Origin of the sequence: Micromonospora sp. NPDC002575 (assembly GCF_042889525.1) — a bacterium.
Lineage (GTDB): Bacteria > Actinomycetota > Actinomycetes > Mycobacteriales > Micromonosporaceae > Micromonospora > Micromonospora carbonacea.
Genome location: NZ_JBIARA010000032.1, coordinates 42,177 through 55,886, shown reverse-complemented (window position 1 = coordinate 55,886; position 13,710 = coordinate 42,177). Strand labels below are relative to the sequence as shown.

12 protein-coding genes are annotated in these 13,710 nt (G+C 73.4%); 4 read left to right on the top strand and 8 right to left on the bottom strand.

Going from position 1 to position 13,710, the window contains the following annotated elements; all coding sequences use genetic code 11:
- The first annotated feature begins 197 nt into the window (after window positions 1–197).
- Complete coding sequence (locus tag ACFYWL_RS29880) at window positions 198–848, top strand: DUF998 domain-containing protein (RefSeq protein ID WP_386979709.1); 651 nt, start codon at window positions 198–200, stop codon at window positions 846–848.
- Window positions 849–948: 100 nt separating this feature from the next.
- Here the strand turns inward: ACFYWL_RS29880 and ACFYWL_RS29875 are convergent, their stop codons facing one another.
- From ACFYWL_RS29875 to ACFYWL_RS29865, 3 genes are all read right to left on the bottom strand, one after another.
- Window positions 949–2,547 (bottom strand): MFS transporter, encoded by a 1,599-nt coding sequence (locus ACFYWL_RS29875; RefSeq protein WP_386979707.1) that lies wholly within the window; start codon window positions 2,545–2,547, stop codon window positions 949–951.
- A 196-nt stretch (window positions 2,548–2,743) separates the two neighbouring features.
- A complete protein-coding gene (locus ACFYWL_RS29870) occupies window positions 2,744–3,793 on the bottom strand; it encodes a S1 family peptidase (protein ID WP_386979704.1) in 1,050 nt (349 codons plus the stop codon).
- 225 nt (window positions 3,794–4,018) lie between these two features.
- Window positions 4,019–4,495 carry a winged helix-turn-helix transcriptional regulator gene (locus ACFYWL_RS29865; protein WP_386979701.1) on the bottom strand — a complete coding sequence of 159 codons (477 nt, stop codon included), beginning with the start codon at window positions 4,493–4,495 and terminating at the stop codon, window positions 4,019–4,021.
- Window positions 4,496–4,551: 56 nt separating this feature from the next.
- Here ACFYWL_RS29865 and ACFYWL_RS29860 point away from each other — a divergent pair, with 56 nt between their 5' ends.
- Window positions 4,552–5,058 (top strand): PaaI family thioesterase, encoded by a 507-nt coding sequence (locus ACFYWL_RS29860; RefSeq protein ID WP_386979698.1) that lies wholly within the window; start codon window positions 4,552–4,554, stop codon window positions 5,056–5,058.
- A gap of 34 nt (window positions 5,059–5,092) precedes the next feature.
- Here ACFYWL_RS29860 and ACFYWL_RS29855 read toward each other — a convergent pair whose 3' ends face one another.
- The 3 genes from ACFYWL_RS29855 to ACFYWL_RS29845 all read right to left on the bottom strand — a co-directional run bounded on the left by ACFYWL_RS29855 (window position 5,093) and on the right by ACFYWL_RS29845 (window position 8,217).
- A complete protein-coding gene (locus ACFYWL_RS29855) occupies window positions 5,093–6,028 on the bottom strand; it encodes an acyl-ACP desaturase (RefSeq protein WP_386979694.1) in 936 nt (311 codons plus the stop codon).
- Between the two features lie 88 nt (window positions 6,029–6,116).
- The gene (hisS, locus tag ACFYWL_RS29850; protein WP_386979691.1) at window positions 6,117–7,445 is read right to left on the bottom strand and encodes a histidine--tRNA ligase; all 1,329 of its coding nucleotides are present in this window, start codon (window positions 7,443–7,445) and stop codon (window positions 6,117–6,119) included.
- A 52-nt stretch (window positions 7,446–7,497) separates the two neighbouring features.
- The gene (locus tag ACFYWL_RS29845) at window positions 7,498–8,217 is read right to left on the bottom strand and encodes an MBL fold metallo-hydrolase (protein WP_386979688.1); all 720 of its coding nucleotides are present in this window, start codon (window positions 8,215–8,217) and stop codon (window positions 7,498–7,500) included.
- Window positions 8,218–8,474: 257 nt separating this feature from the next.
- On the opposite strand from ACFYWL_RS29845, the gene ACFYWL_RS29840 reads away from it, so the two are divergent.
- Window positions 8,475–9,350, top strand: coding sequence for a peptidylprolyl isomerase (locus ACFYWL_RS29840; RefSeq protein WP_386979685.1), 876 nt, complete (start codon window positions 8,475–8,477; stop codon window positions 9,348–9,350).
- Between the two features lie 69 nt (window positions 9,351–9,419).
- The gene (locus ACFYWL_RS29835; RefSeq protein ID WP_386979682.1) at window positions 9,420–10,256 is read left to right on the top strand and encodes a peptidylprolyl isomerase; all 837 of its coding nucleotides are present in this window, start codon (window positions 9,420–9,422) and stop codon (window positions 10,254–10,256) included.
- Window positions 10,257–10,336: 80 nt separating this feature from the next.
- Here the strand turns inward: ACFYWL_RS29835 and ACFYWL_RS29830 are convergent, their stop codons facing one another.
- Together ACFYWL_RS29830 and ACFYWL_RS29825 are read right to left on the bottom strand one after the other, a co-directional pair.
- Window positions 10,337–12,829, bottom strand: coding sequence for a RelA/SpoT family protein (locus ACFYWL_RS29830; RefSeq protein WP_386979679.1), 2,493 nt, complete (start codon window positions 12,827–12,829; stop codon window positions 10,337–10,339).
- 255 nt (window positions 12,830–13,084) lie between these two features.
- Window positions 13,085–13,651, bottom strand: a complete 567-nt coding sequence (locus tag ACFYWL_RS29825; RefSeq protein WP_178065594.1) for an adenine phosphoribosyltransferase — start codon at window positions 13,649–13,651, stop codon at window positions 13,085–13,087.
- Between the last annotated feature and the right edge of the window lie 59 nt (window positions 13,652–13,710).

Here is a 13,710-nt window from a genome sequence, read left to right as displayed (position 1 = left end):
GGACAACCCAGCCGAGCGCCTACGTGATCTACTGACAACCACATAAGCCATCAGGTGTTGCGAGGACCCCCAGAAACCGCCCTGTTGTACAGGGGCCCCCTGCAAACACGTCCCTGCACCGCCGACGCACCCGCCGACGCGCCGGTGGTGGGACGCCGGCAGGGCGCTGGTGGGGCGTGGCGCGTACGGTGTGCCGCGTGCGTGTCGTACCCCGGTGGGCCCTGCTCTCCGCCGGCGCGGCGCCGGTGTTCCTGGTCGGCGGCTGGCTGCTCGGCGCGGCCCGGCAGCCCGGCGGGTTCGACCAGGTCTCCGGCACGATCAGCGCGCTCGCGGCCGTCGGCGCGGCCGACCGGTGGATCATGACGCTCGGTCTCGTCGGGCTCGGACTGTGCCACTGCGTGACCGCCGTCGGGCTCCGTCCACTGGCGCTCGGGGGGCGGGCGCTGCTCGCGCTGGGCGGGGTCGCCACGCTCGCGGTGGCGGCGTTTCCGCTGCCGGCCGACGGCGGCTCGACGCCGCACGCGCTGGCCGCCGCCGTCGCGTTCGGCGCGCTGGCCCTCTGGCCGGCGCTCGCCCCCGCCGGTGACGGGCCACGGGCCGGCCACCCACGCCCCGACGCTCTCGGGCCGGCCGGCGGCGTGGGCCACCGGCCGCGGCCCACCCTTGGCGGGTACGCCGGTGGGCGGGCGGCCTGGGCGGCGGTGGCGGTGGGACTGCTGGTGCCGGTCGCCTGGTTCGCGGTCGAGCTGGCCACCGGCGGGGAGCGGATCGGCCTGGCCGAGCGGGTGGCCGCCGGCGCGGAGGCGCTCTGCCCGCTGCTGGTCGCCGGGTGGCTGAGCCGGCGCTGACCACGGCACCGCCGGGCGCACCGCGGCCTCGACCTGTTAGCAGGGGGCCCCTGTACAACAGGAAACGTTAACAAGGGGCCCTTCCTTGTGCTCGCCCCCGTTACGGATCGTCGGCGGGGAGGAGGTGGGTCACGTGCGCCTCGCCCTCGGTGAGCGCCCTCGCCCGTTCCTCCGCCGCCCGGTCGGCGCCGGTGAGCCGGCCGCCGTGCTGGCGTAGGTGCTCCGCCCAGGACGGCACCTGGTAGACCTCGACGAAGCCGTGCGCCCGCTCCCCGGCCCGGAACAGCCCCCAGCGCATCGCCCCGGTGCGCCGCCGCGACCGGCCCACCGCCCGCATCGCCTCGACGAAGGCGTCCTGCCGCTCGGGCGGCACGGTGTAGGAGACGGTCACCAGCACCGGCCCGGTGCGCGGGTGCGCGTCCAGGGTCAGGTGCGGCTCGGGCCAGTAGACGGCCGGGTCCCGGTCGACCCCCCGGGTGTCGCGCAGCGGCCACAGCGGCACGGTGAGCGCGGCGACGGCCATGGCCGCCCCGGCCACGGCGAGCGCCGCGACCAGGCCGGCGAGCTCGCCGAGCGCGCCCCAGGCGATCGCGCCGAACGCCTGCCCGCCCGCGAAGACCATCTGGTAGACGGAGAGCCCCCGGGCGCGTACCCAGCCGGGGAGGAAGAGCTGCATCGCGGCGTTCACGGTGGACAGCACGGTCATCCAGGCCAGCCCGGCGGGCACCAGGGCCGCCGTGACCAGGGCCGGCACGGGCACGAGGGCGAGCACCAGCAGCACCCCGCCGTAGACCAGCCCGGCGACGAGGAGGAGCTGGCTGGCGGTGAGCGCCAGGCGTACCCGGGGCAGCACGAGCGCGCCGGCCACCGCGCCGACGCCGAGCGCGGCGAGCAGCACGCCGTACCCGCCGGGGCCCAGGTCGAGGCGTCGGCTGGCCACCAGCGGCAGCAGCGCCCACAGCGCGCTGCCGGGCACCACGAACAGCGCGGCCCGCAGCAGGATGCGGCGGACGACCGGCGAGTGGCGCACGTACCGGCCGCCGGCGCGCAGCGCGGCGGTGAACCGTTCCGGCATGGCCGCGCCGTCGGGGCGGTCGGGCCGCCAGCGCAGCAGCACGCCGGCGAAGATCGCGAAGGAGACGGTGTTCACCGCGAAGACCACGGCCACCCCGGCCTGGGCGACCAGCACGCCGGCCACCGCCGGGCCGACGGAGCGGGCCAGGTTGACGCTGATGGAGCCGAGCGCGGAGGCGCTGACGAGCTGCGCCCGGGGCACCAGCTCGGGGATCACCGCCTGCCAGGCGGGCAGGGTCAGCGCCTGGCCGACGCCGAGGGCGAAGGTGAGGGTGAGCAGCAGGGCCGGCGGCATCCGGTCGGCGGCGGTGAGCGCGGTCAGCAGCACCCCGACGGCGGCCAGGAAGCACTGCACGCCGATGAGCAGCCGACGCCGGTCGAGGGTGTCGGCGAGCGCGCCGGCGGGCAGGGCCAGCAGCAGCACCGGCAGCATGCTCGCGGTCTGCACGAGGGCGACCAGGGTCGGTGCGTTGGGTTGGTCGACCAGCAGCCACTGGGCGCCGACGGTCTGCATCCAGGTGCCGACGTTGCTGGCCAGCACGGCCAGCCACAGGCTGCGGAACGCGGCGAGGCGCAGCGGGGCCCAGGCCGACGCGGGCGGGGCGGGGGTCGGTGTGGCGCTCACCGGGCGCAAGGTACCCCGGTTCGGCCCGCCCAGTCGATCCTCGCGCGGATGCCGCCCGAGCGGCGGTTCCCGCCGGACCGGGCCGCCGGTCCCGACCGGCCCGCCGGTCCCGGCCTGCTCCGGCTGCGCCGGGTTCCGGTACGCCGGAAGCGGGCCGCCGGAGGCCGGCGACCCGCTTCGGGGAGGGCGAGGTGGATCAGATGATGCTGACGCCGTAGACGCTGAGCGCCTCGGTGACGGGCTGGAAGTAGGTGGTGCCGCCGCGGGTGCAGTTGCCGCTGCCGCCGGAGGTGAGGCCGATGGCGCTGCTGCCGCTGAACAGCGAGCCGCCGCTGTCGCCGGGCTCGGCGCAGACGTTGGTGCGGATCAGGCCGGAGACGGAGCCCTCGGCGTAGTTCACGGTGGCGTTGAGCGCCTGGACGGTGCCGCCGCGCAGGCCGGTGGTGCTGCCGGAGCGCTGCACGCTCTGGTTGACGAACGCGTTGGCCGCGCCGGTGACGTCCTGGTAGCTGCCGTTGTAGAGGTAGACGTTGCCGGTCGCGTTGGCGGAGTTGCTGTGCCGGACGATGCCGTAGTCGTTGCCCGGGAAGCTGGTGCCGGCGCGGGTGCCCAGGGTGCTGGTCTGGCCCGAGTTCGAGTACCAGGTCGAGGCGATGTTGGTGCAGTGCCCGGCGGTCAGGAAGTAGGTGGTGCCGGAGCTGCTGCGGACGTTGAAGCCGAGCGAGCAGCGGCCACCGCCGGCGGCGTAGATCGCCTGGCCGCCGGAGATGCGGGTGCTCAGCACGCCGGCCTCGGCCTCGATGCGGACCGCGCCGCCGGTCCGGGCGGCGGCGGCCTTCACGCGCTCCAGCTTGGCGCCGGTGACGGTGCTGTCGACGGAGACGACGACCTGGTTGGTGACCGGGTCGGTCCACCAGGCGGTGCCCGGGATCTTCGCGGAGCGCTCCAGCTCGGCGGTGGCCCGGTCGAGCTCGGCGGCGCCCCGCTTGACGAGCTTCGGGATGGCGCCGGAGGCGCGGACCTGGCGGGCGGCGGCCGCGTCGGTCACGGTGACGACCATCTTGCCGCTGGCGTCGGCGTACGTGCCGGCGGAGCGGTCACCGAGCCGGTCGGCCAGGGTGGCGGCGGCGTCGGGCGAGGCGGCGGGGGCGGCCTGGACGGGTGCGCCGATCAGCGCGGTGGCGACCAGGGTGCCGGCCGCGGCGACGGAGACGGCGCGGAGGAGCGATGACCTCGTGGGTCGCATGTAACAACCTCCCGGAAGGGGGTGACGGGTCGCGCCGGGGGTGACGGACCCGAGGACCACCGGCCGGAGCTGGGGTGAACCGGCCGAGTGATCTGAAGTATTCACATACTTAGATTAACTGGCAAGACCCGGCTTCGCCCTGTTTCGCCCGAGCCGCCGATGACACAGGTTCGAAACATTGTGGCCATCTGCCGACCCCGGTCCGTCGGCCGTCCCCCGGCGCCCTCAGCCCTCGCGGCGGCGGGCGCCGGGACCGGGCCGCGGGATCACGTCGCGCGGGGCGAGCACCTCGTGCCCGGCGGCGCAGCGCAGCTCCACCCGCACCTCGGCCCCGCAGTCGCGGTGCCCGACCGACAGCGGCGAGCCGTCCGGGTCGGCGAGGTGGCGGTCCCCCCAGCCGAGCACGGCGACCAACACCGGCCACAGGTCGAGCCCCTTGTCGGTGAGCCGGTACTCGTGACGCACCCGGCTGCCCGGCTCGCGGTACGGCTCGCGGCGCAGCACGCCCTGCTCCACCAGGGCCGCGAGGCGGTTGGTCAGCACCTGCCGGGGGATGCCGGTGCGCGCCCGCATGTCGTCGAAGCGACGCACGCCGTTGAACACCTCGCGGAGCACGACCAGGGTCCACCGCTCGCCGAGAATCGCCATCGCGCGGGCGATGGTGCAGTTCTCGACGGACCAGTCCAGTGCCGCGGGCCTCATGCCCACCAGGCTAGGTCTGATTGACAGACTCAGCAACGCGCTGCCAGGCTGCGTCCATGACACAGACGCAGCAGCCCGAGCGCAGCCGTACCTTCTCCTGGTCCGATCCCGTGGCGGGAGCGGCCCACATGGGCCGGCGCGGCGGCCTGGACCTGCTCCGGGCGATGATCGCCGGCGAGCTGGCCGCACCGCCGGTCATGCACCTGATCGACATGGGCCGGATGGAGGCCGACGAGGGGCGGGTGGCCGTCGAGCTGACGCCGCAGGAGTTCCACTACAACCCGCTCGGCACCGTGCACGGCGGGATCATCTCCACCCTGCTGGACACCGCCGCCGCCTGCGCCGTGCACACCACCCTGCCCGCCGGCGTGGGCTACACCTCGCTGGACCTGAACGTGAAGTTCCTCCGCCCGGTGACGGTGGACAGCGGCACCCTGCGCTGCGAGGGCACCGTCCTGCAGTCCGGCCGCCGCACCGCCCTGGCCGAGGCGAGACTGACGGACGAGTCGGGCCGCCTGGTCGCCCACGCCACCTCCACCTGCCTCCTGTTCCCCCTCCCCTGACCGTTCCCCCTCCCCCGACGGATCACGGGGTGGGTCAGCGGGCGGCGGCCAGGCGGGCGGCCCGGGCGTCGCGCTTCTCCTCGAAGCGGGACGCGTGGACCTGCAGGGCGTCCAGGTGGGCGGCGATCTGGTCGCGGGCGGCCTCGCCGTCCGCGTCCAGCCCGGTCACGTTGAAGACGTCCCACTGGCGCAGCACCGGGACGACCACCTCGTCGCGGTGCTGACGCAGGTCGTAGATGCCGGCCAGGGCGATCGCCACCGACTTGCGGGCGAAGCCCTCGATGCCCACGCCGGGCATCTGGAAGTCGGCGAGGACCTCGGCGATGGCCCGCATCGCCTGGCTCGGGGCCACCTCCAGGGCGGCGGCGAGCAGGTTGCGGTAGAAGACCATGTGCAGGTTCTCGTCGGCGGCGACGCGGGCCAGCAGCGCCTCGCACACCGGGTCGCCGGCCACCCGGCCCGTGTTGCGGTGCGAGATCCGGGTGGCCAGCTCCTGGAACGACACGTACGCCAGCGAGCGCAGCATCGAGTCGTCGTGCGAGTTGCTGTAGCCGGCGGTCATGTGCACCATCCGGGCCCGCTCCAGCGCCACCGGGTCCACCGCCCGGGTCACCGTCAGGTAGTCGCGGATGGCGGTGCCGTGCCGGCCCTCCTCGGCGGTCCACCGGCCCACCCACGTCCCCCACGCCCCGTCCGGGCCGAAGAGGGTGGCGATCTGGTGGTGGTACGAGGGGAGGTTGTCCTCGGTCAGCAGGTTCACGATCAGCGCGGTGCGCGCGATCTCGGGGATCGTCGAGTCCTGCGGCGACCACGCCTGCCCACCGAGCGGGCCGTCGAAGGTGCGCCCCTCGCTCCACGGCACGTACTCGTGCGGGAACCACTCCTTCGCCATCGAGAGGTGACGGTCGAGGTTCTTCGCCACGACGGGTTCGAGCTCGACGAGCAGGGCGGTCTGGCTGAGTGCGGTCACGAGGTTCTCCCTACGGTGGCGTAACTTACGCCACCGTAGGTCCTCCGCGCCGTACGCGCCAGTAACGCCCGCCCCGCGCGGCGTCCCCTCAGCTCACCAGGGGCGTCAGGTCCGCCCGGGGCGGCGTCCACTCCCCGGCCGCCGCGACCACCTGCTCGCCGGAGCGGATGTCCTTCACCTCGTCGGGCGCCCCGTCGGCGCCGGGGAACCAGACGTACGGGATGCCGCGCCGCTCGGCGTGCCGGATCTGCTTGCCGAACTTCGCCGCGCTCGGCGCGACCTCCGTGGGCACCCCCCGGCGGCGCAGCGCGTCGGCGACCGCGTTGCTCGCCGCCCGCCGCTCCTCGCTGGTCACCGCGACCAGCACGCACGTCGGCACGCTGCGGGACACGGTGAGCGCGCCCGCGCCGAAGAGCAGCCCGAGCAGCCGGCTCACCCCGATCGAGATGCCCACCCCGGGGAAGGCCGCGCCACCGGCGCTGACCAGGTTGTCGTACCGGCCGCCGGAGCAGATCGAGCCGAACCGCTCGTAGCCGGCCAGCGACGTCTCGTAGACGGTGCCGGTGTAGTAGTCGAGCCCGCGGGCGATCCGCAGGTCGGCCACGCACAGCCCCGGCGAGTGCGCGGCAGCGGTCTCCACCACCGCGGCCAGCTCGGCGACGCCCTCGTCGAGCAGCGGGTGGGTCACCCCGAGGCCGCGCACGGCGTCGGCGAACGAGGCGTCCGGCGCGGAGATCTCGGCCAGCGCCAGGCACGCCTTGGCCTGCGCCTCGCTCGCCCCGGCCGTCTCGGCGAGCAGCTCGGCCACCTTCGCCGGGCCGATCTTGTCGAGCTTGTCGACCGCGCGCAGGGCGGCCTCCGGGTCGGTCAGCCCGATGCCCCGGTAGAACCCCTCGCAGATCTTGCGGTTGTTGACCTGGATGGTCACCGGCGGGATCGGCAGCGAGCGCAGCGCGTCGCCGATGACCAGCGGCATCTCCGCCTCGTAGTGGGCGGGCAGGGTGTCCCGGTCGACGATGTCGATGTCGGCCTGGAGGAACTCCCGGTAGCGGCCCTCCTGCGGGCGCTCGCCCCGCCACACCTTCTGGATCTGGTAGCGGCGGAACGGGAACGGGAGCTTGCCGGCGTTCTCCAGCACGTAGCGGGCGAACGGCACGGTCAGGTCGAAGTGCAGGCCGAGGGCGTCGTCGCCGGCGGGGCCGTCGGTGTCGGCCTGGAGGCGGCGCAGCACGTAGACCTCCTTGGAGGTCTCCCCCTTGCGCAGCAGCTGGTCCAGCGGCTCGACGGAGCGGGTCTCCAGCGGCGCGAAGCCGTACAGCTCGAAGGTGGCCCGGATCCGGTCGAGCACGAACTGCTCGATCATCCGCTGCGCCGGGGTCCACTCGGGGAACCCGGAGATGGGCGTGGGCTTGCTCATGACGCTCCGTTCAGCATCCGCGCCGCCGGCGCGGGAAAGGTCGAGGCGCGGCCTAGAGACCGCGGGTGGGTGCGGCCGGGCGCGCGTCGCCCGAGGCCGCCACCTCGATGAGGTACGGGTTGCTCGCGCGCTCGCGGCCGATGGTGGTCGCGGGGCCGTGGCCGGGCAGCACCACCGTGTCGTCGGCCAGCGGGAGGATCTTGTCGCGCAGGCTGGCGAGCATCCGGGGCATGCTGCCGCCCCACAGGTCGGTGCGGCCGATCGAGCCGGCGAACAGCACGTCGCCGGAGAGGCAGACCTGCTCGGCCTCCCACTGCGAGCCCTCACCCGGCAGCCGGAACAGCACCGACCCGCCGGTATGGCCCGGGGCGTGGTCGACGGTGATCTCCAACCCGGCCAGCGACAGCGTCGCGCCGTCGGTCAGCTCGGCGACGTCGTCGGGCTCGGAGTAGGGCAGCCGGCCGCCGAAGAGCCCGCGCAGGTCCATCGACAGCCCCTTGGCCGGGTCGGCCAGCAGCTCGCGGTCCTCCGGGTGGACGTACGCGGTGACGCCCCGCGCGCCGCAGACCGGCGCGACGGAGAACGTGTGGTCGAGGTGGCCGTGGGTCAGCAGCACGGCGGCGGGGTGCAGGCGATGCTCGGCGAGGACGGCGTCGAGCCGGTCGATCACCCCGATGCCCGGGTCGACCACCACGCACTGCTCCCCCGGCCCGGTCGCCACCACGTAGCAGTTGGTGCCGAAGGCGTCCGCGGGAAAGCTCGCCACGAGCACGGCGCTCCCCTTCCGTCGCTGTCTTAGCCTGCACCGGAAGCCTAGCCGCAGCGACGCACGGACCGCGCCGGCCCACCCGCCCCCGTGGCCACACCGGCCCAGTGAGCAACTCCGATAAAGCCAGCCCGGACCTCGTACACCACTTTCCCAGCCGCTACCCGTACACTCTGGCGGGCGTGTGGCGTGGCGCACGTGACGCCCGACGGGTCGCGACGCCGACCGCCGGCGACCATCAGGGTAGAGGAAGGGGAGCACGGGTGGCTTCCAGCAGGGACCGGCAGCGCAAACTGGCGCGGGCCAAGCTCGACCGGCAGCTGGCGCGACGGGCCGCCCGGACCAGACGCCGGCGGCAGATCCAGGCCGGTGTCGGCGCCGCCGTGGTGCTCGTGCTGATCGTGGCCGGTTCGGCCTGGGCGCTGGGCGCCTTCGACGACGACCCGAAGCGGGACACGGCCGCCGAGGACGTCTGCCTCTGGACGCCGCAGGACGCCACCGCGAACACCAACCTCAAGGACGTGGGCACCCCGGCCACCAAGGGCCTGCCGACCGCCGGCACCCGGGCGCTGACCGTCACCACCAACCAGGGCGCCCCGATCACCGCCGAGCTGGACCTCGCGTCGGCACCGTGCGCCGGGGCGAGCATCGCCCACCTGGCGAGCAAGGGCTTCTACGACAACACCACGTGCCACGAGATCACCTCCGAGGGCGCGCTGCGCTGCGGCGACCCGAGCGGCACCGGGCTGGGCGGCCCGACCTACTCGTTCTACGACGAGAACGTGCCGGTCGCCCCCGAGGCCAGCCCGTCGGCGAGCCCCGCGCCCGACCAGCCCCCGGCGTACCCGAAGGGCACGGTGGCGATGATCGCCAACCCGCCGGGCGCCAACGGCAGCCAGTTCCTGATCTTCTTCAAGGACTTCAACCCGGACAAGCCGGCCTACCCGGTGATCGGGAAGGTCACCGGCGGCCTGGACGTGATCACGAAGATCGGCGCCCTGCCGACCGTGGACAATGGGAGCGGAGCCAAGGTCAAGCCGAAGACCGACGTGGTGATCCAGAGCCTCACCGTCGGCGAGCCGACGACCGCGCCGGCCCCGGCGCCCAGCGGCGCGTCGGCCAGCCCCAGCGCCGGCTGACCCGGCTTCCGCACACCCACAGCCTTTTGCGGCACCGGCCGCGCCCGAGACAGTCCAGGAGGATCGACCGTGACGTCCACCAGAGAGCGGCAGCGCGCGGCGGCGCGCGCCCGGCTCGAGCGGGAGATGGCCGAGCGCGCGGCCAGGGCCCGCAAGCGCCGGCAGACGCAGGCGATCGTCGGGGCCGGGGCGGCCCTGCTGCTCGTGGTCGCCGGCACCGTCTGGCTCGCCACCAGCATCGGCGGCGACGACGAGGCGCAGGAGACCGCCGCCGACCCCGGCTTCGTGCAGTGCACCTGGACCGAGGTTCCCAAGGAGCAGCGGACCAAGGAGATCAAGGACGTCGGGCTGCCGGCCGCCCAGCAACCGAACACCGGCACCCAGACCCTGACGTTCGACACCAACCTGGGCCCGATCACCGCCAAGGTCGACCGGTCCGCCGCGCCGTGCACCGCCGCCAGCTTCACCCACCTGGCGAGCAAGAACTTCCTCGACAACACCAAGTGCCACCGCCTGGTCACCGAGGGCATCAAGGTGCTCCAGTGCGGCGACCCGAGCGCCACCGGCAAGGGCTGGCGGGACACCGACGGCACCGGCGGCCCGAGCTACCGGATGGCCGAGGAGAACCTGCCGACCGACAAGCGCCCGCCGTACCCGGAGGGGGTCATCGCGATGGCCAACTCGGGGCAGCCGGGCAGCACCGGCAGCCAGTTCTTCATCGTCTACGGCGACTCGCCGCTGGACCCGAACTACACGGTGCTGGGCACCATCACCGGCGGGATGGACATCGTCAAGGACGTGGCGAAGGCCGGCGACGACGGCGCGTACGCCAAGCAGGCCGGCGGCGGCCACCCCAAGAAGGAGGTCGTCATCGAGAAGATGACGATGAGCGAGGCGCAGGGCTGACCGCCCGCCCCGCCCCGCACGACGAAGCGCCCGCCGGTCACACCGGCGGGCGCTGTCGTATTCGGGCCTTCGTGGGCGGCTCAGGACCCCGAGGTGACCCGGTAGGCGTCGAACACCCCGTCGACCTTGCGGACGGCGGCCAGCAGGTGCCCCAGGTGCTTCGGGTCGGCCATCTCGAAGCTGAACCGGCTCACCGCCACCCGGTCGCGGGTGGTGGTGACCGTCGCGGAGAGGATGTTGACCCGCTCGTCGGAGAGCACCCGCGTGACGTCCGCGAGGAGCTTGTGCCGGTCGAGGGCCTCCACCTGGATGGCCACCAGGAACGTGGAGGCGGAGGTCAGCTTCCAGCTCACCTCGACCACCCGCTCGGCCTGGGCCCGCAGGTCCTCGGCGTTGGCGCAGTCGTCGCGGTGCACGCTGACCCCGCCGGAGCGGGTGACGAACCCGAAGACCGAGTCGGGCGGCACCGGCGTGCAGCAGCGGGCCAGCTTGATCCACACGTCGCTGACGCCCCGCACCACCACGCCCGGGTCGGCGCTGTTCTGTCGGCTGCGCGGCGGCCGGGTCGCCACGGCGGTCTCGGCGATGTCCTCCGCCGCGCCCTCCTCGCCCCCGTACGCGGCCATCAGCTTCTGCACCACCGACTGCGCGGAGACCTGACTGTCGCCGACCGCCGCGTACAGCGACGCCACGTCGGCCAGGTGCAGGTCCCGCGCGATGGCCATCAGCGCGTCGGAGGTGAGCATCCGCTGCAACGGCATGCCCTGCTTGCGCATCGCCTTGACGATCGCGTCCTTGCCGGCCTCGATCGCCTCCTCGCGCCGCTCCTTGTTGAAGTACTGCCGGATCTTCGTGCGCGCCCGGGGGCTCTTGACGAAGCCCAGCCAGTCCTGCGTCGGCCCGGCCGTGTCCGACTTCGACGTGAAGATCTCGATCACGTCGCCGTTGGACAGCGTCGACTCCAGCGGCACCAGCTTGCCGTTGACCCGCGCCCCGATGCACTTGTGCCCCACCTCGGTGTGCACCGCGTACGCGAAGTCCACCGGCGTCGAACCCGTCGGCAACGGGATGACGTCACCCTTCGGGGTGAAGACGTACACCTCCTGGCTGGACAGGTCGAAGCGCAGCGCGTCGAGGAACTCGCTCGGGTCCGCCGCCTCCCGCTGCCAGTCCAGCAACTGCCGCAGCCAGGTCATCTCGTCGATGTGCGCGGGCGGGCCGACGATCTGGGTGCCCTTGTGCTCCTTGTACTTCCAGTGCGCGGCGATGCCGAACTCGGCGGTGCGGTGCATCGCGTACGTGCGGATCTGCATCTCCACCGGCTTGCCGGTCGGCCCGATGACCGTCGTGTGCAGCGACTGGTACATGTTGAACTTGGGCATCGCGATGTAGTCCTTGAACCGGCCCGGCACCGGCTGCCAGTTCGCGTGGATCACGCCCAGCGCGGCGTAGCAGTCGCGCACCGTGTCGACCAGGATCCGCACCCCGACCAGGTCGTAGATGTCGTTGAACTCGCGACCCCGCACGATCATCTTCTGGTAGATCGAGTAGAGGTGCTTCGGCCGGCCCGTCGTCTCCGCCTTGATCTTGGCGGCCTTCAGGTCGGTGCCCACCTTCTGCGTCACCTGGCGCAGCAGCGACTCCCGCTGCGGCTGGTGTTCCCCGATCAGGCGCAGGATCTCCTCGTACCGCTTCGGGAACAGCGTGCCGAATGCGAGATCCTCCAGCTCCCACTTGATCGTGTTCATGCCCAGGCGGTGTGCCAGCGGCGCCAGGATCTCCAGCGTCTCCTTCGCCTTCTGCTCCCGCTTCGGCACGGGCAGGAAGGAGAGCGTGCGCATGTTGTGCAGCCGGTCGGCCAGCTTGATCACCAGGACCCGCGGGTCCTTCGCCATCGCCACGACCATCTTGCGGATCGTCTCGGCCTTCGCGGCGTCGCCGAGCTTGACCTTGTCGAGCTTGGTCACCCCGTCGACGAGCAGGGTGACCTCGGGACCGAAGTCGGCCCTCATCTGGTCGAGCGTGTATTCGGTGTCCTCGATCGTGTCGTGCAGCAACGCGGCGACCAGCGTCGTGGTGTCCATGCCCAGGTTGGCCAGGATGGTCGCCACCGCGAGGGGATGCGTGATGTACGGGTCGCCGGACTTGCGGTACTGACCCGAGTGCCAGCGGTTCGCGGTGTCGAACGCGGTCTGGATCAGCCGCGCGTCGGCCTTGGGATGGTTCTCCCGGTGGCTGGAGATCAGCGGCTCCAGCACCTCGCTGACCTGGGAGGTCTGCCAGGGCGCGTTGAACCGGGCCAGCCTCGCCCGCACCCGCCGACCCGTCGGCGCGTTGGAGAGGGCGAAGCCGCCGCTCGGTGAGGGATCGTAGGTGACCTGCGACGGATCGTCGGCGACGTCGACCGGGGAAAGCGACGCCCCGGCACCCGCCCCCGCGTCGTCGGCGGCGGAAGCCGCGCCGTTCCCGTCAGCCACCGCCAGGGCGTCAGCGCCCCGATCGGTCACCGAACCGTCAGCGTCGCCTGTCGGGTGCACCGTGCCCTCCACCGGAGGGACGACATCGTGGGACACCGGCCTCCTCACCGATCGCCGGGATGCGCCGACCGTCCGGCCGGCCTGGTCTCGCGCCGCCCGGACGGTCACCCGCCCGGTCAGCAATGGGCAATCCTACCCGCACGCACGGTGCCCCGCCGCTCCGCCGGACGGTCCCCACCGGGTCCGCCCGGCGGCCGGGCCACCAATCGGGCACCGGGGCACGAACAGGCGCCCCACCCGCCCCGCGCCCCGGGGTCGTCGACGCCGGGACGAGGGGACGCCCCGGGCGGGTCACACGCTCAGCAGGGCGTGCACGGGGCGGGGGGCGAGCCGCTCACGCCCGCCGAGGAAGCCCAGTTCCAGCAGCACCGTGAAACCGGCCACCGTGCCACCGGCCCGCTCGACCAGGTCGAGGGTGGCCTCGGCGGTGCCCCCGGTGGCGAGCACGTCGTCGACCACCAGCACCCGGTGCCCGGCGGTGAACGCGTCCTCGTGCACCTCCAGCGTCGCCTCGCCGTACTCCAGGGCGTAGGAGGCCGAGTAGGCGGGGCGGGGAAGCTTGCCGGCCTTGCGCACCGGCACCACGCCCACCCCCGCCGCGTACGCGATGGCCGCCGCGACGACGAAGCCCCGCGCCTCGATGCCCACCACCGCGTCGAACGCGTCCCGCCCGTGGTGGGCCACGATCCCGTCGACGACCTGCCGGAACACCTCGCCGTCGGCGAAGAGCGGCATCAGGTCCTTGAACATCACGCCGGGCTTCGGGAAGTCCGGCACGTCCAGCACGCGGCTGGCGACCAACTCGGCGACCCGCGGGCCGCTGTCTCCCCGTACCCCGGCGCTGTGCGTCTCCGTCACGGCGGCCCGTCTCCCTTCATGGCCGACGGCGTCCCGCACGCTGCTCGCACAGCCTGCGG

Bases quoted from the DNA above. Each gene is read 5' to 3' on its own strand.
- ACFYWL_RS29870 (WP_386979704.1), bottom strand. From the start codon at position 3,793: ATGCGACCCACGAGGTCATCGCTCCTCCGCGCCGTCTCCGTCGCCGCG.
- ACFYWL_RS29865 (WP_386979701.1), bottom strand. From the start codon at position 4,495: ATGAGGCCCGCGGCACTGGACTGGTCCGTCGAGAACTGCACCATCGCC.
- ACFYWL_RS29860 (WP_386979698.1), top strand. From the start codon at position 4,552: ATGACACAGACGCAGCAGCCCGAGCGCAGCCGTACCTTCTCCTGGTCC.
- hisS (WP_386979691.1), bottom strand. From the start codon at position 7,445: ATGAGCAAGCCCACGCCCATCTCCGGGTTCCCCGAGTGGACCCCGGCG.